This window comes from Erythrobacter sp. NE805 (assembly GCF_046452355.1).
GTDB lineage: Bacteria > Pseudomonadota > Alphaproteobacteria > Sphingomonadales > Sphingomonadaceae > Erythrobacter.
In genome coordinates this window covers 1,636,297-1,658,261 of the sequence record NZ_JBKFDI010000001.1, presented here as the reverse complement: position 1 = coordinate 1,658,261, position 21,965 = coordinate 1,636,297, and the positions used below count along the sequence as shown (strand labels likewise).

General features: G+C 68.2%; 20 protein-coding genes. 14 read left to right on the top strand and 6 right to left on the bottom strand.

All coding sequences use genetic code 11. The annotated features are described in order from the left end of the window. Positions 1 to 59 precede the first annotated feature (59 nt). Positions 60 to 4,250, bottom strand: coding sequence for a DNA-directed RNA polymerase subunit beta (gene rpoB / locus ACLBKU_RS07915; protein WP_410178974.1), 4,191 nt, complete (start codon positions 4,248 to 4,250; stop codon positions 60 to 62). A gap of 657 nt (positions 4,251 to 4,907) precedes the next feature. On the opposite strand from rpoB, the gene ACLBKU_RS07910 reads away from it, so the two are divergent. Genes ACLBKU_RS07910 through ACLBKU_RS07900 form a run of 3 tightly spaced genes read left to right on the top strand, consistent with a single transcriptional unit; the run spans position 4,908 to position 5,862 of the window. Then, positions 4,908 to 5,045 carry a hypothetical protein gene (locus ACLBKU_RS07910; RefSeq protein WP_410178973.1) on the top strand — a complete coding sequence of 46 codons (138 nt, stop codon included), beginning with the start codon at positions 4,908 to 4,910 and terminating at the stop codon, positions 5,043 to 5,045. 26 nt (positions 5,046 to 5,071) lie between these two features. After that, a complete protein-coding gene (locus tag ACLBKU_RS07905) occupies positions 5,072 to 5,620 on the top strand; it encodes a DUF2975 domain-containing protein (RefSeq protein WP_410178972.1) in 549 nt (182 codons plus the stop codon). Beyond that, positions 5,620 to 5,862 (top strand): helix-turn-helix domain-containing protein, encoded by a 243-nt coding sequence (locus ACLBKU_RS07900; protein ID WP_410178971.1) that lies wholly within the window; start codon positions 5,620 to 5,622, stop codon positions 5,860 to 5,862. The genes ACLBKU_RS07905 and ACLBKU_RS07900 overlap by 1 nt, the downstream gene beginning before the upstream one ends. Positions 5,863 to 5,907: 45 nt before the next feature. On the opposite strand, the gene ACLBKU_RS07895 is transcribed toward ACLBKU_RS07900, so the two are convergent. Further along, on the bottom strand, positions 5,908 to 6,309 hold the full coding sequence (locus tag ACLBKU_RS07895) for a phosphate-starvation-inducible protein PsiE (RefSeq protein ID WP_410178970.1): 402 nt from the start codon (positions 6,307 to 6,309) through the stop codon (positions 5,908 to 5,910). 396 nt (positions 6,310 to 6,705) lie between these two features. Here ACLBKU_RS07895 and rplJ point away from each other — a divergent pair, with 396 nt between their 5' ends. The 3 genes from rplJ (at position 6,706) to ACLBKU_RS07880 (ending at position 9,239) form a co-directional block, all read left to right on the top strand. Further along, on the top strand, positions 6,706 to 7,221 hold the full coding sequence (rplJ, locus tag ACLBKU_RS07890) for a 50S ribosomal protein L10 (protein WP_410178969.1): 516 nt from the start codon (positions 6,706 to 6,708) through the stop codon (positions 7,219 to 7,221). Positions 7,222 to 7,295: 74 nt separating this feature from the next. Next, positions 7,296 to 7,673, top strand: coding sequence for a 50S ribosomal protein L7/L12 (gene rplL / locus ACLBKU_RS07885; protein ID WP_410178968.1), 378 nt, complete (start codon positions 7,296 to 7,298; stop codon positions 7,671 to 7,673). A 168-nt stretch (positions 7,674 to 7,841) separates the two neighbouring features. Further along, positions 7,842 to 9,239 (top strand): MATE family efflux transporter, encoded by a 1,398-nt coding sequence (locus ACLBKU_RS07880; protein WP_410178967.1) that lies wholly within the window; start codon positions 7,842 to 7,844, stop codon positions 9,237 to 9,239. Here ACLBKU_RS07880 and ACLBKU_RS07875 read toward each other — a convergent pair. Continuing rightward, positions 9,236 to 10,108 (bottom strand): mechanosensitive ion channel family protein, encoded by an 873-nt coding sequence (locus ACLBKU_RS07875; protein WP_410178966.1) that lies wholly within the window; start codon positions 10,106 to 10,108, stop codon positions 9,236 to 9,238. The genes ACLBKU_RS07880 and ACLBKU_RS07875 overlap by 4 nt on opposite strands. Before the next feature lie 177 nt (positions 10,109 to 10,285). Here ACLBKU_RS07875 and ACLBKU_RS07870 point away from each other — a divergent pair, with 177 nt between their 5' ends. The 3 genes from ACLBKU_RS07870 (at position 10,286) to groL (ending at position 13,088) form a co-directional block, all read left to right on the top strand. Next, entirely contained in the window at positions 10,286 to 10,933 is a 648-nt protein-coding gene (locus ACLBKU_RS07870) for a M23 family metallopeptidase (protein ID WP_410178965.1), read from the top strand. Positions 10,934 to 11,115: 182 nt separating this feature from the next. Then, on the top strand, positions 11,116 to 11,403 hold the full coding sequence (gene groES / locus ACLBKU_RS07865; RefSeq protein WP_410178964.1) for a co-chaperone GroES: 288 nt from the start codon (positions 11,116 to 11,118) through the stop codon (positions 11,401 to 11,403). A 53-nt stretch (positions 11,404 to 11,456) separates the two neighbouring features. Continuing rightward, positions 11,457 to 13,088, top strand: coding sequence for a chaperonin GroEL (gene groL / locus ACLBKU_RS07860; protein ID WP_410178963.1), 1,632 nt, complete (start codon positions 11,457 to 11,459; stop codon positions 13,086 to 13,088). 173 nt (positions 13,089 to 13,261) lie between these two features. On the opposite strand, the gene ACLBKU_RS07855 is transcribed toward groL, so the two are convergent. Continuing rightward, on the bottom strand, positions 13,262 to 14,497 hold the full coding sequence (locus ACLBKU_RS07855; protein ID WP_410178962.1) for an EAL domain-containing protein: 1,236 nt from the start codon (positions 14,495 to 14,497) through the stop codon (positions 13,262 to 13,264). Positions 14,498 to 14,624: 127 nt separating this feature from the next. Beyond that, the gene (locus ACLBKU_RS07850; protein ID WP_410178961.1) at positions 14,625 to 15,455 is read right to left on the bottom strand and encodes an alpha/beta fold hydrolase; all 831 of its coding nucleotides are present in this window, start codon (positions 15,453 to 15,455) and stop codon (positions 14,625 to 14,627) included. A 358-nt stretch (positions 15,456 to 15,813) separates the two neighbouring features. Between ACLBKU_RS07850 and ACLBKU_RS07845 the strand changes: the two genes are divergently transcribed. From ACLBKU_RS07845 to ACLBKU_RS07835, 3 genes are all read left to right on the top strand, one after another. After that, positions 15,814 to 16,473, top strand: coding sequence for an SRPBCC family protein (locus tag ACLBKU_RS07845; protein ID WP_410178960.1), 660 nt, complete (start codon positions 15,814 to 15,816; stop codon positions 16,471 to 16,473). Then, complete coding sequence (locus ACLBKU_RS07840) at positions 16,473 to 17,657, top strand: zinc-dependent alcohol dehydrogenase (protein WP_410178959.1); 1,185 nt, start codon at positions 16,473 to 16,475, stop codon at positions 17,655 to 17,657. The genes ACLBKU_RS07845 and ACLBKU_RS07840 overlap by 1 nt, the downstream gene beginning before the upstream one ends. A gap of 133 nt (positions 17,658 to 17,790) precedes the next feature. Then, positions 17,791 to 19,260, top strand: coding sequence for a methyl-accepting chemotaxis protein (locus tag ACLBKU_RS07835; protein WP_410178958.1), 1,470 nt, complete (start codon positions 17,791 to 17,793; stop codon positions 19,258 to 19,260). 318 nt (positions 19,261 to 19,578) lie between these two features. Here the strand turns inward: ACLBKU_RS07835 and glpX are convergent, their stop codons facing one another. Then, positions 19,579 to 20,595 carry a class II fructose-bisphosphatase gene (glpX, locus tag ACLBKU_RS07830; protein WP_410178957.1) on the bottom strand — a complete coding sequence of 339 codons (1,017 nt, stop codon included), beginning with the start codon at positions 20,593 to 20,595 and terminating at the stop codon, positions 19,579 to 19,581. Between the two features lie 51 nt (positions 20,596 to 20,646). On the opposite strand from glpX, the gene ACLBKU_RS07825 reads away from it, so the two are divergent. Both ACLBKU_RS07825 and ACLBKU_RS07820 read left to right on the top strand, forming a co-directional pair. Next, complete coding sequence (locus tag ACLBKU_RS07825) at positions 20,647 to 21,303, top strand: hypothetical protein (protein WP_410178956.1); 657 nt, start codon at positions 20,647 to 20,649, stop codon at positions 21,301 to 21,303. 5 nt (positions 21,304 to 21,308) lie between these two features. After that, positions 21,309 to 21,965 (top strand): hypothetical protein, encoded by a 657-nt coding sequence (locus tag ACLBKU_RS07820; RefSeq protein WP_410178955.1) that lies wholly within the window; start codon positions 21,309 to 21,311, stop codon positions 21,963 to 21,965.

Sequence of the window (21,965 nt, the reverse complement as noted above, 5' to 3'; positions counted from 1 at the left end):
GGGGGGGGGGGGGGGGGTGTTGGGGGGGGGGTTGGTGCCCCCCCCCCCCCCCGCGCCCCTTACTCCGCTGCCTCCAGCATCTCGCCGTCGTCGTCCTCGTCGAGGATCGACTTCAGTTCGACGTTGAGGCCAAGGCTGCGCATTTCCTTGACGAGCACGTTGAAGCTCTCCGGAATGCCGGCCTCGAAGGTGTCGTCGCCCTTGACGATCGCTTCGTAGACCTTGGTGCGGCCGACCACGTCGTCGGACTTCACCGTCAGCATTTCCTGCAAGGTGTAGGCGGCACCGTAAGCCTGCAAGGCCCAGACCTCCATTTCCCCGAAACGCTGGCCGCCGAACTGCGCCTTGCCGCCCAGCGGCTGCTGGGTGACGAGCGAGTAGGGGCCGATCGAACGGGCGTGGATCTTGTCGTCGACGAGGTGGTGGAGCTTGAGCATGTAGATGATGCCCACGGTCACCTTGCGGTCGAACGCCTCGCCGGTGCGGCCGTCATAAAGGACGCTCTGGCCCGAGGAATCGATCCCCGCCTTGACCAGCATGTCCGAAACGTCGGCTTCGCGCGCGCCGTCGAACACCGGGGTCCCCATCGGCACCCCGGCCGAAAGGTTGCCCGCGAGCTCGACGATATCCGCGGTCGAACGGCTTTCGAGGTCCTCGACATATTGCTCGCCATAGATGTCCTTGAGACGGTCCAGCACGGCAGCGGGCGGCGCGACATTGGCGTAATCTTCGGCCGCGTTCGGGTTGGCCGCGCGCCAATCTTCCAGCAGCCCCTTGATCTCGTGGCCGAGCGCGCGGGCGGCAAAGCCGAGGTGCGTCTCGAAGATCTGCCCGACGTTCATGCGGCTCGGCACGCCCAGCGGGTTCAGCACGAGGTCGACATGGGTCCCGTCGGCGAGGAACGGCATGTCCTCGATCGGCAGGATGCGGCTGATGACGCCCTTGTTCCCGTGACGGCCGGCCATCTTGTCGCCCGGCTGGAGCTTGCGCTTCACCGCGACGAAGACCTTGACCATCTTGAGCACGCCCGGCGCCAGTTCGTCACCACGTTCCAGCTTCTCCTTGCGGTCATGGAACTTGGCATCGATCGAGGCGACGGCTTCGTCGTATTGCGACTTCACCGCTTCGATCTGCGCCTGGCGGTTGTCGTCGGCGACCGCGAACTTGAACCACTCGTGGCGATCGACCTCCTCGAGAAGGGCTTCGGTGATTTCCACGCCCTTCTTGAGGCCCTTCGGCGCGGCGCTCGCGGTCTGGCCGAGGAGCATGTCGCGCAGGCGGTTGTAGGTCGCGCGGTTCAAGATGTTGCGCTCGTCCGCGGCGTCCTTCCGGAGCCGTTCGATCTCCTCGTTCTGGATCGCACGGGTACGGTCGTCGATCTCGATGCCGTGACGGTTGAAGACGCGGACCTCGACCACGGTGCCCGCGACACCCGGAGGCAGACGCAGCGAGGTGTCGCGCACGTCGCTCGCCTTTTCGCCGAAGATCGCGCGCAGCAGCTTCTCTTCCGGGGTCATCGGCGATTCGCCCTTGGGCGTGATCTTGCCCACGAGGATGTCGCCCGGGTGCACTTCGGCACCGATGTAGACGATGCCCGCCTCGTCGAGGTTGCGCAGGGCTTCCTCGCCGACGTTCGGGATGTCGCGGGTGATGTCCTCCGGCCCGAGCTTGGTGTCGCGGGCCATGACTTCGAACTCCTCGATGTGGATCGAGGTGAAGACGTCGTCCTTCACGATGCGTTCGCTGATGAGGATCGAGTCTTCGTAGTTGTAGCCGTTCCACGGCATGAACGCGACGAGGCTGTTCTTGCCGAGCGCCAGCTCGCCCAGATCGGTCGAGGGACCGTCGGCGATGATGTCGCCCGCTTCGATCACATCACCCACCTTCACCAGCGGACGCTGGTTGATGCAGGTGTTCTGGTTCGAACGCTGGAACTTCTGGAGCGTGTAGATGTCGACGCCCGACTGGCCGGGTTCGACATCGCCGATCGCGCGGATCACGATGCGGGTCGCGTCGACCTGGTCGACGATCCCGCCGCGCTTGGCCGCGATCGCCGCGCCGGAATCGCGCGCCACGGTCTCCTCCATGCCGGTCCCGACCCACGGCGCTTCCGCCTTCACCAGCGGCACGGCCTGGCGCTGCATGTTCGAGCCCATCAGCGCGCGGTTGGCGTCGTCGTTTTCCAGGAACGGGATCAGCGAGGCCGCGACCGAGACGAGCTGCTTGGGCGAAACGTCCATCAGCGTGATCTGCTCGCGCGGGGCCATCAGGTTGTCGCCGTTGTGACGCGCCGACACCAGCTCTTCCACGAAGCTGCCGTCCTCGTTGAGTTCGGCCGAGGCCTGCGCGACGGTGTGCTTCTGCTCCTCCATCGCCGAGAGGTAGATCACGTCGCCAGTCACCTTGCCGTCCACCACCTTGCGATAGGGAGTCTCGATGAAGCCGTACTTGTTGACGCGGCTGAAGCTCGCCAGCGAGTTGATGAGGCCGATGTTCGGGCCTTCCGGCGTCTCGATCGGGCAGATGCGGCCATAGTGCGTCGGGTGGACGTCGCGCACTTCGAAGCCGGCGCGCTCGCGGGTCAGACCGCCCGGCCCGAGCGCCGAGACACGGCGCTTGTGGGTGACTTCCGAGAGCGGGTTGGTCTGGTCCATGAACTGCGAGAGCTGCGAGGAGCCGAAGAACTCGCGCACCGCGGCCACGGCGGGCTTGGCGTTGATCAGGTCGTTCGGCATCACGGTCGAGACGTCGACCGAGCTCATGCGCTCCTTCACGGCGCGCTCCATGCGCAGCAGGCCGACGCGGTACTGGTTCTCGAGCAGCTCGCCCACCGAACGCACACGGCGGTTGCCGAGGTTGTCGATGTCGTCGACTTCGCCCTTGCCGTCCTTGAGGCCGACCAGCTCTTTCACCACCGCGAGGATATCTTCCTTGCGCAGCGTGGTGACGGTGTCCTCGCACTCGAGCCCGAGGCGCATGTTGAGCTTGACGCGGCCCACGGCCGAGAGGTCGTAGCGTTCGGCATCGAAGAACAGGCCCTCGAACAGCGCCTCGGCGGTTTCCTTCGTCGGCGGTTCGCCCGGGCGCATGACCTTGTAGATCGCCTCGAGACCCTCGTCGCGGTTCTCGGCCTTGTCGGCCTTGAGGGTGTTGCGGATCCACGGACCGGTGTTGATCTCGTCGATGTCGAGCAGCGCGAGGCGGTCGATGCCAGCGCGGTCGAAGGCGTCGACGTGCTCGAGGGTCACTTCGTCACCCGCCTCGATGTAGATGCGCCCCGTCGACTCGTCGATCATGTCGGCGGCGGCGTAGCGGCTGACGACTTCCTCGGTGGGAAGCAGCAGCTCGGTGAGGCCGTCCTTGGCGGCCTTGTTGGCGGCGCGGGGGCTGATCTTCTGGCCGGCGGGGAACACTTCCTCGCCGGTCTTGGCGTCGATCAGCGGGAAGGTCGGCTTGGCGCCGCGCCACTGTTCGGCGACGAAGGGGATCTTCCACCCGTCCTTGGCACGTTCCCAAGTCACGGTGTTGTAGAAGTAGCCGAGGATGTCCTCGGCATCGAGGCCGAGCGCGTAGAGCAGCGCGGTGACCGGCAGCTTGCGCTTCCTGTCGATGCGGACGTTGACGATGTCCTTGGCGTCGAACTCGAAGTCGAGCCACGAGCCGCGGTAGGGGATCACCCGCGCGGCGAACAGCAGCTTGCCCGAGCTATGCGTCTTGCCGCGGTCATGGTCGAACAGCACGCCCGGCGAGCGGTGCATCTGCGAGACGATCACGCGCTCGGTGCCGTTGATGATGAAGGTGCCGTTCTCGGTCATGAGCGGCATGTCGCCCATGTAGACGTCCTGCTCCTTGATATCGAGCACGGAGCGGGTTTCGGTCTCGGCGTCGACCTCGAAGACGATGAGGCGCAGCGTCACCTTCATCGGGGCGGCGTAGGTGATGCCGCGCTGACGGCACTCGGTGGTGTCGTACTTGGGCTCTTCCAGCTCGTAATGCACGAAATCGAGCTCGGCGCTGCCGGCGAAATCGCGGATCGGGAAGACCGAGCGCAGCGTCTTCTCGAGGCCCGAGACATAGCCGGTCGCCTTGTCCGAGCGCAGGAACTGCTCGTAGCTTTCGCGCTGCACCTCGATGAGGTTCGGCATCTGCACGACTTCGTGGATGTCGCCGAAGATCTTGCGGATGCGCTTCTTGGCGGTCCCTTGCGCCTTGCGGCTGCGGGTGACGGGCGGCTTCGCCTTGGTGGCCATGGAGGGGTCTTGCCTCTTGATAGGGCCGCGCGGGCGTTCCGCGCGGACGGGAAAAATCGCTGTCGTTCCACGCGAAAAACGCCACTTTCGCGCAAAGCGGACGCCGCCTGCCCGCCCCGTCCCTCAAGGCCGGTTCCGGCAGCAGCACTGTCCGTCTGCGTCGCGAATGTGGCGTGTCGCCGCTTCCATCCCGAGCCGATTCCCGCGCATGAATCGGCCTTGCTCGAAGCCAGGGCGAGGGGCGCATGTAGGAGCGCCCCCGGGCGGAGTCAATGGCGCGGCGCAGGCGATATCGCGCGGATGTTGCGGCGCTTTCCTACGCGGGCGGCACCCGGCAGCCTCCGGGCGGCTCTTTCGCATCGTCGCAACCCCCACCTCCGTCCTGCCGCATGATCCGCGCGCCGCACCCTGTGTCCGTCCGCGTTCGCAATGCGGCACGAAACCCCTGTTCCTGCTGATGAACTTGCGATGTCGTCAGACGGACAGGGTGTCCGCTTTGTCCGCCTGACAGCGCGATTGCGGGGCACCCGCCGACCACCCCTTCCCGGAAAACGGCAAGATCAATATCGAATTTCAATATTATTGATTGACGATATGCCGCGAATCGGACTAGAGAGGATTTATCGAATCACGATGTGCCCCCGAAAGGAAAACGATATGACCCGCTTCCTGAACACCACCCTTGCCGCCGCTGCCGCGGTGTTCCTCACCCTCGGCTCGATCGGCGCGATCGTCACCGTGCCGGCCACCGAGGCCGCCGCGCAGACGCCGATCGCCCTGCCCGCGCTCGCCTGAGCCGACCCTCACAGGAGCACCGCCCCATGAACCCTCGCGGAATGGACCCGCTGCTGGTCGCCAGCAAGGTCGTCACCCTCATCCTCCAGGGCGCGGTCGGCCTCGGTGCCGCCGCGCTCGCGGTCAGCCTGCCGATCGTCACCGTCTTCAAGGGCGACATCGTCAGGGGCTTCGCCGACGGCGCGGCGCTCCCGGTCGAGGACCTGCCGCTCGCCCCGACCGTCGCCCTGCTGGTCCTCCTGTTCCTCGTGCTCGCCGCGATGTTCGTGTTCTTCGGCAAGCTGCGCCAGATCATCGACACGGTCGGCGAGGGCGATCCCTTCGTCCCCGCCAATGCCGAGCGGCTGAGCCGCATGGCGTGGCTGATGCTCGGCGTGCAGGTGCTGCTGTGGCCCGCGGCCTATTGCGCGAGCGTGCTTGCGGACTGGGCGAACAAGGTCGACGGCGTGGACCTCCACGTCCAGGGCGACGGCTTCGACCTCACCGGCATCCTGATCCTGCTGCTGCTGTTCGTCCTTGCCCGCGTGTTCCGCGTCGGTGCGGCGATGCGCGAAGACCTGGAAGGAACCGTGTGATGCCCCCCAGCATGGACGACATCGAAGGAGCCCGTATCATGGTCAAGCTCGACGACCTGCTCTACGCCCGCCGCATGACCCTGACCGAACTCGCCGAGCGGGTCGGTCTGACCCTTGCCAACCTCTCGATCCTCAAGACCGGCAAGGCCAAGGCGATCCGCTTCTCGACCCTCGCCGCGATCTGCCGCGAGCTCGAGTGCCAGCCGGGGGACCTCCTCGCCTACCGCGGCGAGGAGCGCTGACACCGCAGGGCCGGGGCAGCGATGTCCCGGCCCTGCCGTGCGGGGTCAGTCCGAGCGCACCCGCCCCATCACCAGCGCGGCGAAGGACAGCAGCAGGATCGCCCCCGCCTCGAAGACCACGTTCTCGGCCTGCATGTCCTTCCCCTGGAGCACGATCAGCCGGGCGATCGCGGTGATGGCGATGAAGATCGGGAAGACGAAGGAGCTGCCCTTCCCGGTGTAGAACACCGCGATCATCGCGATCACCTCGGTGTAGAGGAACATCAGGAGGATATCGGCGAGCACGATGCTGCCGCGCTGGTAGACCGCCGCGACCTCGGCACCGGCCGCGCCCAGCGTCATCAGCGCGGCGACCATCAGGAGCCCCTGCTCGATGAAGCGCAGCGCGCGGCCTGCGGGATTGGCGTTGGCCCCAGCGGCGGGATCGGCGGGATCGGGCGTGTTCATCACCCCTGCTTATAGGGCAAGACGGGCGGCAGGCCAAAGACTTGCGCGGCCCTAGGGGTTGACCCGCAGGCCTCCCCTGCCCCGCTCGCCGCCGGACAATCCGCTTGACTCCGCCCCGCGCATGGCTATTGGCCCCGCCCGATCCTTTCGAGGATCATCCGTCCGAGACAGTTGGTGCAGGCAATCGGGCCCGCTTAATTTCCAGCCTAGACGGGGAAACGAGATTTTCGCGCAGGCCCGTCATCCGGGCATCGCGCTGGTGCCTGATGGCACACCCTCCTTCCCTATCGACGGACTCGCCCGCGTTTGGAGCCGCAAGGTTCCAACACGGACAAACGTAGCCGGTCGCGTCCGGGGAGCCATTCCCGGTCGCGGTCAAATGTGAAGGAGTATGGCATGGATCGTTCGCAGAAAGCCGACGCGGTTGCCCAGCTCAATGCAGTCTTCAACGAGGTTTCCGTGGTGGTCGTCACCCGCAACCTCGGCATGACGGTGGCCCAGTCCACCGACCTGCGCGGGAAGATGCGCGATGCTGGCGCTACCTACAAGGTTGCGAAGAACCGTCTCGCCAAGCTCGCCCTCGAGAACACCGACTATGTCGGGCTCGGTGACATGCTCACCGGCCCGGTCGGGCTGGCCTGGTCGAAGGACCCGGTCGCGGCTGCCAAGGCCGCTGTCGATTTCGCCAAGTCGAACGACAAGCTCGAGATCGTCGGCGGGTCGATGGGTTCGGTCGTGCTCGACGAAGCCGGGATCAAGGCGCTTGCCTCGATGCCGAGCCTCGACGAGCTGCGCGCCAAGCTCATCGGGCTGGTCAACGCCCCGGCGACCAAGATTGCCCAGGTCGTCACCGCCCCGGCCGCCAAGGTCGCCCGCGTGTTCGCCGCCTATGCGGAAAAGGACGCAGCGTAAGAGACGCTTTTCGCCAGACGAAACAATCTGTTGGGGCATTTTTCCCGCCCCGCCACAATTTGGAGTGAACCATCATGGCCGATATTGCCAAGCTTGTTGAAGAACTGTCGCAGCTGACCGTGCTCGAAGCTGCCGAACTCGCCAAGGCGCTTGAAGAAGCGTGGGGCGTGTCCGCTGCTGCTGCCGTCGCCGTGGCTGCTGCCCCGGGCGGCGCTGCCGATGCCCCGGCTGCCGAAGAGCAGACCGAATTCGACGTCATCCTGACCGGCGACGGCGGGAAGAAGATCCAGGTCATCAAGGAAGTCCGCGCGATCACCGGCCTGGGCCTCACCGAAGCCAAGGCGCTCGTCGAAGGCGCGCCCAAGGCCGTCAAGGAAGGCGTGTCGAAGGCCGAAGCCGAAGACATCAAGAAGAAGATCGAGGAAGCCGGCGGCACCGTCGAGCTCAAGTAAGCTCGTCAGCCGGTTGCGACCGACAAAGGGGGCGGCGCCAGCGATGGCGCCGCCCTTTTTCGTCGCTGCGACCCGCGGCGGCGCGGCGGCTTTTTGCGCTTTCCTTCGCTCGCCAGCGCGCCTATCCGGGCCGGCTCGCCTGACCGCGGGCCATTGCGAACCGACGACATGACACAGGCGACCACTCTCTCGACGCCCGGCTGGGGGCAGGAACTGCGCGCGACGCTCGCGCTCGCCGTGCCGCTCGCCGCGACGAACCTGCTCCAGATGCTGATCCACGCGGTCGACGTGCTGTTCATCGCCCGCTTGGGCGAGCAGCCGCTCGCCGCCTCGAGCCTCGGGATCGCGATCTTCGGCACCACGATGTGGGCGCTGACCGGCCTCGTCGGCGCCTGCGCCCCGCTGATCGCGGCCGAACGCGGGCGCAGGCTCCACGCGGTGCGCGACATCCGCCGCACGGTGCGCATGGGGCTGTGGGGCGCGGTCCTCAGCGGCCTCCTCGGCATGGCGATCTGCCTCGGCGGCGAGGCGCTGCTGGTGGCGAGCGGACAGGACCCCGAGACCGCCGCGCTGGCGGGCGACTTCCTATTCGTGGTGTCCTTCGCAATGATCCCGATGATCATCGCCAGCGTGTTCCGCATCTTCGTCGCCGCGCTCGGCAAGCCGGGCTACGCGACCGCGATCACCCTCCTGGCGCTGGGCACCAACATCCTCGGCAACTGGGCGCTCGTCTACGGCCATCTCGGCCTGCCCGCGCTCGGCCTGATGGGCTCGGCGCTGTCGAGCGTGCTCACCGCGCTCGCCATGATGTGCGCCTACATCCTCGTGATCGCCCGCGACCGCACCCTCAGGCGCTACCGCATCTTCGGCCGCTGGTGGCGGCCCGAGTGGACGCGGCTGAAGGATATCCTCGTGATCGGCACCCCGATCGCGCTGACGGTGTTCGCCGAGGCCGGGCTGTTCAGCGGCGCCGCGCTGCTGATCGGGCGCTTCGGCGAGACCGAGCTCGCCGCGCACACGCTGGCGCTGAACCTCGCCGCGCTCGCCTTCCAGATCCCTTTCGGCACCGCGCAGGCGGCGACGATCCGGGTCGGCTTCCACCACGGCGCGGGCGACCGCATCGCGGCCGGGCGCGCCGGGTGGGTGGCACTCGCGATCGGCACCGGGTTCATGAGCACCACCGCGCTCGCGATGCTGCTGGTGCCGACCTTCCTGCTGCGCGCCTATATCGACCCCGAGGCCGCCGCCAACGCGGCGCTGGTCGGCTTCGCGCTGCAATACCTGGTCTGGGCGGCGGCGTTCCAGCTCGCCGACGGGGTCCAGGCGGTCGCCGCGGGGGCGCTGCGGGGGCTCCAAGACACCCGCGTGCCGATGTGGATCGCGATCTTCAGCTACTGGGTGCCGGGCTTCGGCATCGCCGTCGGGCTCGGCTTTGCCACCCCGCTCGAGGGATCGGGGGTGTGGATCGGGCTCGCCACCGGGCTGTTCTTTGCCGCCGCGCTGCTGCTGTGGCGCTGGAACCGGCGGGACCGGCTGGGCCTGACGGTGTACGCGCCCGCCGCCTAGCGTGGGGGAACGGGCGCGGCGGGTGGGGCCGGAGGCGCGAGCGGCACGGGGTGGAGGCCGATCCCGAGTTCGTCCAGCCGCGTCTTCACCCCCTCAGCCATCGCCCAGCTCAAGGCGAGGTGATCGCCGGTCCTGCACCACGCCCGCACCCCCACGCGCACGGCATTGTCGGCGAGCCCCGCGACGAAAGCGACAGGCGCAGGCTCGGCGAGCACCCGCGGGTCCGCCTTCGCCAGCGCGAGCATCGCCTCGCACGCAGCCTTGAGGTCGTCCTCGTAGCCGATGTTCACCACCAGCTCGTAGCGCCGCGTCGGCATCCGGGAGTGGTTGACCACCGCCTTGTTCCAGAGCTCGTTGTTGGGGACCATCACGTAGAGCCCGTCGAGCTGGAGCATCTCGGTGGTGAACAGCCCGATCCCCTGCACCGTCCCCGCGACGGGTCCGGCGGTGATGTATTCGCCGACCCGGAAGGGCCGCTGGATCAGGATCATCACGCCCGCCGCTACGTTCGACAGCGTCCCCTGGAGCGCGAGGCCGACCGCAAGCGCGAGGCCGCCCAGTGCGGCGATGATGCTCGTCGTCTGCACCCCGAACTGGGTGAGCACGGTGATCCCCACCACCGCCCACAGCGCATACTTGATGATGTTGCTGAGGAACTTGGCGACCGTCGGCTCGATATGCGTGGCGCGGGTCAGCGCGCGGTCGGCCCATTTCGAGAGCAGCCGGGCGAGGATCACCCCGATCACCAGCACCGCGATGGCGCCGGTCAGGAAGGCGAGATTCACCTTGAGCCACACCCACGCCTCGTGCGCGACGTTGATGTCGTCGGAGCGGTTGATGATCAGCGGGGTGAGCTTGGGGGAAGACATCGGTCGGCGGGGTTCCTGTGGGGGGTCGGGCGGTCTGGGGTAGCCGAGCGTATCCGCGCTGACCACCCCGGCCACTGCTCCTTCGTCGGGGCAGGGATGCACCCCGCGACGGACAGGCGCATTGACAGCCCAGCGACCCCGACATAACGACTACATCTGTAGTCAAAAGGAACAGGTATGACCAAGTCTCTGTCCGCCTGCCTTTTCCTGTTTGCGGCATCGGCTTCGGCGACAGGGCCCGCAGAATCAAGCCTGCCTGCCCACCCAGTAGCATCGGCGACGGCCTCGCCCATCGTGGTTCACCCCGTCTTCGATGTCAGCTTTGTCTGTTCCTACCATCCGGAAGGACAGCTCGCCGCTCTTGGCGATGCTCTTGGGACAGATTGTCTCGTCACCTCCGTACAGATCGACGAAGGCGGCACCGGATGGAGCAGGCCCTATGTGACAGATGGGACCACCAACGAGGATTGGTATGGCTGGAACAGGCCGGTCCTGGCGCCAATCTCGGGGGAGGTCGTGGAGGTCTACGTCAATGACAAGGTCAATCGGCCGGGCGTCATGCAACCGGGCCGCGCATCATCGGTGGTGATCGCAGGGGCCGACGGTCTCCGCGTGGTGATCGCTCATGTGCAAGCGATCCGCGTGCGCACCGGCGCCAAGGTTACGGCGGGCGAAGAAATCGCGCGGGTCGGCAATAACGGCTTCTCCCGCAACCCGCATATCCACCTCGGCGCTTACCGTGATGGGGTGGCGGTGCCGCTGTTCTTCGATCCTGTGGTCCCGGTCAGGTTCCTTGTAAATGGCGAGGTGTACGAGGGCCAGTAGCTCGCTGGCGGGCCGTCCGTGCCTTGACCCGGACGCAGCGCCGGGCCCGGCGACCCGGCAGTGAAAATTTTTGCACCCGCAGGTCTTGATTCATTTCCGCCCCGCGACCAAATGCCGCCGCGTTGGCACTCTCGGTGGGAGAGTGCCAAGCAACCCCAACCTATTCAGGAAAGGTCCCAAGCATGGCATTTCGTCCGCTCCACGACCGCGTCGTGGTCCGTCGCATCGAAGCCGACACCAAGACCGCCGGCGGCATCATCATCCCCGACAGCGCCCAGGAAAAGCCGAGCGAAGGCGAAGTCATCGCCGTCGGCGAAGGCGCGCGTGACGATTCCGGTTCGCGCATCACCCCCGACGTCAAGGTCGGCGACCGCGTCCTCTTCGGCAAGTGGTCGGGCACCGAGGTCAAGATCAACGGCGAAGACCTGCTGATCATGAAGGAAAGCGACATCATGGGGATCGTCGGCTGACGCCGGGCCCCTTCCTCACTTTCTAGAACAACCCAATCTCAGGAGAAACGAACATGGCAGCCAAGGACGTGAAGTTCGGCCGCGAGGCCCGCGAAGGCATCCTGCGCGGCGTCGACATCCTCGCCAACGCCGTCAAGGTGACCCTCGGCCCCAAGGGCCGCAACGTCGTCATCGACAAGAGCTTCGGCGCACCGCGCATCACCAAGGACGGTGTGAGCGTCGCCAAGGAAATCGAGCTCAAGGACAAGTACGAGAACATGGGCGCGCAGATGCTGCGCGAAGTGGCCAGCAAGGCGAACGATGCGGCAGGGGACGGCACCACCACCGCCACCGTGCTCGCCCAGGCGATCGTGACCGAAGGCATGAAGTCGGTCGCGGCCGGCATGAACCCGATGGACCTGAAGCGCGGCATCGACCTCGCGGTCACCACCGTGGTCGAGAACCTCAAGCAGCGCTCGAAGGACGTCTCGGACAGCAGCGAAATCGCCCAGGTCGGCATCATCTCGGCGAACGGCGACCGCGAAGTCGGCGAGAAGATCGCCGAAGCCATGGAAAAGGTCGGCAAGGAAGGCGTCATCACCGTCGAGGAAGCCAAGGGCCTCGAGTTCGAGCTCGATGTCGTCGAAGGCATGCAGTTCGACCGCGGCTACCTGTCGCCCTACTTCATCACCAACCCCGACAAGATGACCGTCGAGCTGGATAACCCCTACATCCTGATCCACGAGAAGAAGCTGTCGAACCTCCAGTCGATGCTGCCGATCCTCGAGGCCGTGGTGCAGTCGGGCCGTCCGCTGCTGATCATCGCCGAGGACATCGAGGGCGAAGCGCTCGCCACCCTCGTGGTCAACAAGCTGCGCGGCGGGCTCAAGGTCGCGGCGGTCAAGGCTCCGGGCTTCGGCGATCGCCGCAAGGCGATGCTCCAGGACATCGCGATCCTCACCAAGGGCGAGATGATCAGCGAAGACCTCGGCATCAAGCTCGAGAACGTCACCGTCGGGATGCTCGGCCAGGCCAAGAAGGTCTCGATCGACAAGGACAACACCACCATCGTCGACGGGGCCGGTTCGGCTGACGACATCAAGGCGCGCGTTGCCGAGATCCGCACCCAGATCGACAACACCTCGTCCGACTACGACCGCGAGAAGCTCCAGGAGCGTCTCGCCAAGCTCGCCGGCGGTGTGGCCGTGATCAAGGTCGGCGGTGCGACCGAAGTCGAGGTGAAGGAGCGCAAGGACCGCGTCGACGACGCGCTCCACGCGACCCGCGCCGCGGTCGAGGAAGGCATCGTCCCGGGCGGCGGCACGGCGCTGCTCTACGCGACCAAGGCTCTCGAAGGCCTCAAGGGCGCGAACGAGGACCAGACCCGCGGCATCGACATCATCCGCAAGGCGATCACCGCCCCGATCAAGCAGATCGCCCAGAACGCCGGCCACGACGGCGCGGTCGTCGCGGGCAACCTGCTGCGCGAGAATGACGAGACCCAGGGCTTCAACGCCGCGACCGACACCTACGAGAACCTGGTGAAGGCCGGCGTGATCGACCCGACCAAGGTCGTGCGCACCGCCCTCCAGGACGCGGCCTCGGTCGCCGGCCTGCTCATCACCACCGAAGCGGCGATCGTCGAGCGTCCGGAAGACAAGCCGGCCGCCCCCGCGATGCCCGACATGGGCGGGATGGGGTTCTGAGCCGGTAGGGCGGGCGCAGCCAGCAAGCTGGCTGCGCACTCGCCCCCGGCCGGCCAGCGGGGCAGAGCCCCGTCTGACGACACGGGCTCCGCCCGTGTCGGCCCAGCCTCAAGACACAAGAGAAACCCCGGCGGAGCGATCCGCCGGGGTTTTTCTGTGTCAGTCGCGCTCGATCAACATACCGGCGTGCCGCGCTGGGGCTGGGCCGGCTTGCCGAGGATGTAGCCCTGCGCGAAGCGCACGCCGAGTTCGCGCAGCGCCTGGAGGTCCTCGCGGGTCTCGACGCCCTGCGCGATCAGCGTCACCTCGGTGTCGGCGGCGAACTGGACCAGCGCCTTGACCAGTGCGCGGCGCGCGGGGTCGGCGGCGAGGCCGCTGAGGAAATCGTGGTCGAGCTTGACGATGTCGGGCCCGAGGTCGACCAGCGCCCGCAGGCCCGAGAAGCCCCCGCCGGTGCTGTTGACCGCCACCCAGGAGCGTTCCTTCCAGAACTGGATGGTCTGCCTGACCGCGGCCGGGTGGCCGACCGTGTCGTGATCCTGGAGCTCGATCACCAGTCGCGAGGCGAAGCTCGCCGGGATCATCCGGGCGAGCTCCTGGCTGGCAAGCGTCGCGGAGGAGACATTGATGGCGACGAAGCGTTCCGGGTGCGCCGGATCGAGCGTGGCGAGCGCCTTGCGGGCGACGTGCAACTCCAGCTCGACCGTCTTGCCTGCGGTGCGCGCACGTTCGAGCAGTTCGATCGGCGAGCGGTGCGGATCGCTCTTGTGCCGCATCAGGCATTCGTGGCCGATCAGGTGCCAGTCGGTGAGGTCGTAGATCGGCTGGTGGATGATCGCGATGTCGTCATCCCCGATCAGCCGCGCGATCTCTTGCGCGGCGTCGATCCCCTGCTCCTCGAGCTCGATGCGGCCCTCGATCTGGTCGCTGACGATCGCGGCGACCGAGCGGATCATCTCCATGTCGCGCTCGTCGATGTCGGGGCGCGGGCGATAGCTGAAGCAGCACAGGCTGCCATGCACCCGCCCGTCGCGGCGGCGCATCGGCACGCTGAAGTGCGAGCGGACGTTGATCGCATCGGTGATCGGCAGGCAGGCGGCGGCCTCGTAGTGGCTGGTATCGGTGACCCGCTCGGGCAGCTTGCCTTGAATCACCAGCCAGCACAGGCTGTTCTCGTTGGGGTTGTGATCCCCCGAGGCAAGCGGCGAGACCCCTCGGGCGGCGACGTGGGTGAAAATCCGGTGCGTCGAGCCGATCTGTCGCGAGACGAAGGCGACGTCCATGTCGAGCCTCGCGCGCAGCGCCTCCAGCATGTCGCCGATTTCCTTGCGTGCGCCGGAATAGGGCCGCTGGGCGGAAGCGTCCGGCGGGAGAACCGGCGGGCGGAGGAGAGTCGAGAGGCTGCTCATGCCTCATTTGATAGACCCGCTGCCCCCAAGCGCAGGCAAAGCCGCGCCCTTGGAGCCATACGATGGTGGCCGGCAGGACCCGATTAACCATGACGGGGCGGCAGGCGTGCCGCCGCCCCGCCCGCGCTCAGCTCCGGATGAAGGCGAGCAGGTCCGCGTTGATCACCTCCGGGTGCGTCACGAACATCCCGTGCGGCAGGCCCGGATAGGTCTTGAGCGTGCCGCTCCGCAGCAGCTTGATCGCGGTGCGCGCCGAGGCGTCGATGGGGACGATCTGGTCGTCCTCGCCGTGCATCACCAGCACCGGCTGGGTGACGGCCTCGAGGTCCGCGGTGAAGTCGGTCTCGGAGAAGGCCTTGATGCAGTCGTAATGTGCCTTGGCGCCGCCCATCATGCCCTGCCGCCACCAGTTGCGGATCGCGCCCTCGATCACCGTCGCGCCCTCGCGGTTGAAGCCGAAGAAGGGCCCGCTCGCGACATCCATGTAGAGCTGCGCGCGGTTCGCGGCGAGGCCGGCGCGGAAGCCGTCGAACACCTCGATGGGAAGGCCGAGGGGATAGGCCTCGGTCTTCAGCATGATCGGCGGCACCGCGCTCATCAGCACCGCCTTGGCGACGCGCCCCGGCTCGGCGCGGGCGACGTAGCGGATCACCTCGCCCCCGCCGGTCGAGTGGCCGATGTGGACCGCGCCGCGCAAGTCGAGGTGCCGCGCCAGTTCGATCACGTCGGCGGCGTAGGTGTCCATCTCGTTGCCGGTGTCGGTCTGGTCCGAGCGCCCGTGCCCGCGCCGGTCGTGGGCGACGACGCGGAAGCCTTCGCCGAGGAAGAACAGCATCTGGTTGTCCCAGTCGTCGGCGGAGAGCGGCCAGCCGTGGTGGAACACGATCGGGGGGGCGTCCTTCGGTCCCCAGTCCTTGTAGAAGAGGCGGGTGCCGTCGGCGGTGGTGATGAAAGCCATGACAGGTTCCTTCGCAGATCGGGGCGGGCCGGGGCGCGCGCACGCGCCGAGGGCCGCCGTGGTGGAACGGACTTGCAAGCGTCGACTTGTTGGTCTTGTCGGCACGCCCCCTCAGCGCGGCCGCACCCCCCGAAGACTTCCCTGCCCGGTGCAGCGCCGGAGCGGATGGTGACACGAAGGCAACGTGCGCGATAGCTCGGCTCGTCGCACGCCCGGCGCGGCGCGGCTCGCGGTCCCCGCGCGCGCTCGGCGAGGCGCGCGGCGCGCCGGTCCGGGCGCGGCCGGTCGGTAATGCAGGATAGCCGCTCCCCCGAGCGCGCGTGCCACCTTCCCCTCCCGCCAATCACCGGAGGATGCCATGCGCCACCCCAACGCCAGCCGCTGGCCCTATCTCGCGCTTGCCGGGATCGGCCTTGCCATCATCCCGATCGCCGCGGGGGTCACGGCCACCCGCCGCCGCCGCGACGCAGGGACCGATCCCGACAGCGCGCCGGGGCATACCGCAAGGCGCTCTTTCGGCGATTACCAGGTGGTCGGCCGCAGCGTCACCATCGCCCGCCCGCGCGCCGAGCTGTTCGCCTTCTGGCGCGACTTCTCCAACCTCGCGACCTTCATGGCGAACCTCGACAAGGTCGAGCCCGTCACCGGCGATCCCGCGCTGAGCACCTGGCACATCCGCGGGCCCGGCGGCACGGTCTTCAAGGTCGAGACCCGCATCGCCCGTGAGGTTCCCGGCGAGCTGATCGCCTGGCGCTCCACCGAGGATTCCGAGGTCGACACCGAGGGCCGCGTGACCTTCGCGGACGCGCCCGGCGAGCGGGGCACCCGCGTGGGCCTCATCATCGCCTACAAGCCCAAGGGCGGGAAGGTCGGCGACATCCTCGCGACGCTCGTCGGCCGCAGCCCCGAGATGCAGGCGCGGCATGACCTGAAGCGCCTCAAGATGCTCATGGAAACCGGCGAGATCGCCACCCCTGCGCGCAACCTTGCGCAATACAACAAGGAGGAGCCCCGCTGATGCGCGCCCTGACCTGGCATGGAAAGCACGATGTCCGCGTCGACACGGTCGACGATCCCGAGATCGTCAACCCGCGCGATGCGATCATCAAGGTGACCTCCACCGCGATCTGCGGCAGCGACCTGCACCTCTACGACGGCGTGATCCCGGCGATGCTGCCCGGCGACATCCTCGGCCACGAATTCATGGGCGAGGTGATCGAGACCGGCTCGGCGAGCACCCTCCAGAAGGGCCAGCGCGTGGTGGTGCCCTTCCCGATCAGCTGCGGCGGGTGCTTCCACTGCCGGATCGCGCAGTATTCGTGCTGCGAGAACTCGAACCCGGTCGAAAAGCAGGACATGTCGGAGAAGCTCTACGGCTACCCGATGGCCGGGATCTTCGGCTATTCGCACATGACCGGCGGCTATTCGGGCGGGCAGGCCGAATATGTCCGCGTGCCCTTCTCCGACGTCGGCCCGATCGTGGTGCCCGATCACCTCGAGGACGAGCAGGTGCTGTTCCTCTCCGACATCCTGCCGACCGGGTGGATGGCCGCCGAGAACGCCGGGATCGGCCCCGACGACACGGTCGCGGTGTGGGGCTGCGGGCCGGTCGGGCTATTCGCGATCCAGTCGGCGCTGGTGATGGGCGCGGCGGAGGTAATCGCCATCGACCACTACCCGCACCGGCTGGAGCTCGCCAGGAAGCTCGGCGCGAAGACCATCAACTTCCGCACCACCGACGTGCGCGAGGCGCTGATGGAGATGTCGGGCGGCATCGGGGTCGATGCGGTGATCGACGCGGTGGGGATGGAGGCGCACGGCTTTGCCATCGACAACATCATGGACGTCGCCAAGCAGACCATCGGCATCGGCGCCGACCGGGCGAGCGCGCTGAAGCAGGCGATCCTCGCGGTGCGGCCCGGCGGGCGGGTGTCGATCCCGGGCGTCTATGGCGGGATGACCGACAAGTTCCCGCTCGGCGCGCTGATGGAGAAGGGCTTGCAGATCCGCACCGGCCAGACCCATGTCCACCGCTACCTCGCCGACCTGCTCGCGATGATCGAGGAGGGCAAGCTCGACACCACCTTCCTCATCAGCCACCGCCTGCCGCTCGAGGAGGCGCCGACCGGCTACAGGAACTTCAAGCAGCAGCAGGACACCTGGACCAAGGTCGTGCTGAAGCCGGGGGAAATGCACACCTGAGGGAAACCCCCTCCGGAATCGCCCTTAGGCGCGCCCCCGCGATGCCCTAACGCCCGTCGTGCGAACCCCCGGAGCAGCCCCGACCGGGCGGCGAAACACGCCGTCGGCGCCAAGGGGCAAGAGAGATCGGGCTATGACAACAAGCGAATTGGCCGAACGGCTGGACTATTACGGGCTATCGACCCGCGACACCGACTATGCGGGCGTCGCGCGCGCCATCGACCGCGCGATCGAGAGCGCGCTCACCGGCTTCTACGACGAGGTGAAGACCCGTCCGAACCTCGCCGGCAAGTTCATGGACCCAGCCTCGATGACCCGCGCGCGCGCCGCGCAGGCGCGGCACTGGAAGGGCGCCTTCACCGAGGGGCTCGACGAGGCCTTCCTCAAGCGCTCGCAACACATCGGCGGGGTGCACGCGCGCATCGGGCTCGAACCGAAGTGGTATGTCGGCAGCTACGCCCGCGTGCTCGACGACCTCATCGCCGCGATGATCGCGCCCGGCTGGAAGCGCCTGCTCCCCTGGAAGCGCGCCGAGGCACGCCAGGTCGCCGCGCTGGTCAAGGTCTCGCTGCTCGACATGGACATCGCGCTGTCGTCCTACTTCGCGGACGTGAGCGAGAAGGTGAACTCGCTCAACGCCACCCTCGGCGCGGCGCTTGCGCAACTCGCCGAGGGCAAGCTCAACATCCCTGCAATCGAGCTGCCCAAGGAATATGCCGGGGTGGCCGCAGACTTCAACTCGACCACCGCCTCGCTGCACCGGACGATCGGCAGCGTCGTCGAGGGGGTCGAGGCGATCTCCGCCGGGTCGAGCGAGATCCGCGCCGCCTCGGACGACCTCTCGCGGCGCACCGAGGAGCAGGCGGCGAACATCGAGGAGGCGGCCGCCGCGGTCACGCAGATCCTCGAGCAGGTGCGCCAGACCCGCGAGGAGGCGAGCAACGCCCGCCTGCTGATCCGCGAGAGCAACCAGACCGCCGACAACGGGGCGCGCATCGTCGGCGAGGCGGCGACCGCGATGGACCAGGTCGAGCGCTCGAGCCAGGACATCGCCAACATCGTCAGCGTGATCGATTCGATCGCCTTCCAGACCAACCTCCTCGCGCTGAACGCCGGGGTCGAGGCCGCGCGCGCCGGGGAAAGCGGCAAGGGCTTCGCGGTGGTCGCCAACGAGGTGCGCGCGCTGGCGCTGCGCTGCTCGGAATCCGCCGACGAGATCAAGTCGCTGGTCGGCGGCACCCGCGCGCACGTCTCCTCGGGGGTCGATCTCGTCAACCGCAGCGGCGACGCCTTCGCGGCGATCACCAAGGCGGTCGCCTCGCTGACCAGCGCGATCGAGAGCATCGCCGCCTCGACCGAGGCGCAGGCCGAGAGCATCGCCCAGATCCACGGGGTGGTCGGGGACATCGACCGCTCGACCCAGCAGAACGCCGCGATGGCCGAGGAATGCAGCGCCGCAGCCGCCTCGCTCGCGCGGGAAGCGGGGAACCTGGGCGGGCTGGTCGGCTCCTTCGAGGTCGACGGCACGCACACCGCCCGCCCCGCCCCCGCCCCGCGCCGCGACCCGGCGGCACGTCCCGCACCGACGCGCGCGGCGGCCTGACGGCTGCCGCTGGCGGTGGCGGTGGCGGTGCCGGTGCCGGTGCCGGTGGCCGGTGGCCGGTGGCCGGTGGCCGGCGTTTCCTACACGCAGTCCGGGCGCTAGACCGCGTTCGGCTCTTTCGCATCGTTCTGCCCGGCCGTGCGAGGCCGTTGACCGGCATGGCGCGGTCTCGCGCCGAGCCCCCGTGTCCGTCCGCCTGCCGCGAGCGGCGGCAAACATCTGTATATATTCAGGAAACAGAGAGGCGCCAAAGCGGACAGGGTGTCCGCTTTGTCCGCTTCGGCGGCAGGTCCCGTGCGGCAGTTGCCGCCGGGGCCGTCACCCGATGCGGTGTTCGCCGCGGATCCAGCGCACCGTGCCCGAACTCGCGCGCATCACCACGCTCTCGGTGGTGAGGATCGTCTCGCCGGTCGGCTTGCGCTTGCGCTTCACACCGTCGAGCAGCGAGCCGTCGGTCACGCCCGTCGCCGCGAAGATGCAGTCGCCGCGGGCAAGGTCCTCGAGCTTGTAGATGCGGTTCAGGTCCTCGATGCCCCACTTGCGCGCGCGCGCCTTCTCGTCCTCGTTGCGGAACACGAGGCGGCCGTTGAACTGCCCGCCGACGCAGCGCAGCGCCGCCGCGGCGAGCACGCCCTCGGGCGCGCCGCCCTGGCCCATGTACATGTCGATGGTGGTCTCCTCGTCGGTGACCGCGATCACCCCCGCGACGTCGCCGTCGCCGATCAGCACCACCCCGCAGCCCAGCGCGCGCAGCTCGGCGATCAGCTCGGCGTGACGCGGGCGGTCGAGCACGCAGACGTTGATCTGCGCCGGGCTGACGCCCTTCGCCTTGGCGACCGCGCAGACGTTCTCGGTCGCGCTCTTGGCGAGGTCGATGATCCCCTCGGGATAGCCGGGGCCGACCGCGAGCTTGTCCATGTAGACGTCGGGCGCGTTGAGCAGGCAGCCCTCTTCCGCCGCCGCCAGCACCGCGAGCGCGTTGGGCCCGGCCTTGGCGGTGATCGTCGTGCCCTCGAGCGGGTCCAGCGCGATGTCGATCTTCGGCCCCTTGCCCATGCCGACCTTCTCGCCGATGAACAGCATCGGCGCCTCGTCACGCTCGCCTTCGCCGATCACCACGGTGCCGTCGATGTAGAGGTTGTCGAAGGCGCGGCGCATCGCTTCCACCGCCGCCGCATCGGCCGCCTTCTCGTCGCCCCGCCCGACCATCTGCGCCGCCGCGACCGCCGCCGCCTCGGTCACGCGCACCATCTCGAGGACCAGCACGCGCTGGATCGCATTGTCGCTCGCCGCTTGAAGCTGCGCGGCTTGCTCGGTATCGCGTGCGGAGTTCATCGGAAATTCAGCCCCCTGTTGGTCTGGTGCCAAAGCCGGCCACAGCCGGACATGAAGATGCCCCCGGCGCATAAGCGGATGGAGACGGGTTTGTCGAGCAATGCCATGCCTGTCCTGCCGGGTTTTCGTCTCGCCCTGTCGGCTCTCGCGCTCGGCCTCGCCGCAGCTGTGGCGGCGCAGAGTGACAGCAGCGCGACACAGGCCGAAGCGCCCGCCGCGCAGCCGCAGCCCCAGCCTCAACCACGCGTCAACCTGATGGTCACCGTGCCCCGCACCGAGGTCAACCAGGCGCAGGTCCAGCAATGCCGCCGCGAGAGCGATGCGGGCACGATCAGCGGCGAGATCGTGGTCTGCGCCGAGACCGGCGGCGAGGACGCGAGCGCGCTCACCGGCACCCGCGCCGAGACGCAGAAGCGTTACGCGCAGGAGACCCAGAACAAGGGCAAGCCCGCCGCCCCCGACCTGTTCGGGATCCCCGACAACGGCAAGGGGATCGGCTTCGGCAAGGCCCCGCCCCCGGCGATCACGGTCGATTTCGACGCGCTCCCGGTCGCCCCCGCGGGTTCGGACGCCGACCGCATCGCGCGCGGCCTCGCCCCGCTCGGGCAGCAGGAGGAGCTCACCGAGGAGCAGGAGCGCGCCCGGCGCGAGGCCGAGGGGATCAGGACCACCGTGCCGCCGCGGCCGACAAAGAAGAAGAAGGGCTAGCGCGGGTGCCGTCGGCCCTGCCGCTCGCCGCCGCGCTGCTCGCCGCGCTGGCGCAGGCGGGGCCCGCAGCCTTGCCGCAGCGCGGGCCCGCCCGCCTCCCCGCGCCCGCCGCCCCCGCCAAGCCCGAGCCGCCGCGCATCCCGATCGACCTCGGCTGGGACGCGCCGACCGCCGAGCCGCCGCAGCAGATCGACATCCTCGCGAGTCCCCCCGCCTCCGAGGCGGCGAGCGCCGCGGTGCTCAAGGAATGCGAGGACAACCGCGAGGCGGGCGTCGTCTCGGGCGAGATCGTGGTGTGCCGCGAAGCCGCGGAGGACACCTCGCAGAGCTTCAGCGGTAGCCACGAGGCCTGGCTCAAGGCCTATGCCGAGCGGACCAAGGGGCCCAGCACTCCCGATGTCGACGGCAGCGGCCTCCCTTACGGCATGATCCCGATGATCACCATCAAGGGGTGCTTCATCGGCCCCTGCCCCAAGGACCCCGCGCTGATCATCGACGTCACCGCGATCGAGACCCCGCCCGCCGGCTCCGACGCCGAACGGGTCGGGCAGGGACTTACGCCCCGCGAGGGCGACGATGCGCCGGTGTCCGACGACGCGAAACGCCGGATCGCGGCGGAGCTGGGGCTGCCGGAGGCTTCACCCACTCCCCGTTCGCCCTGA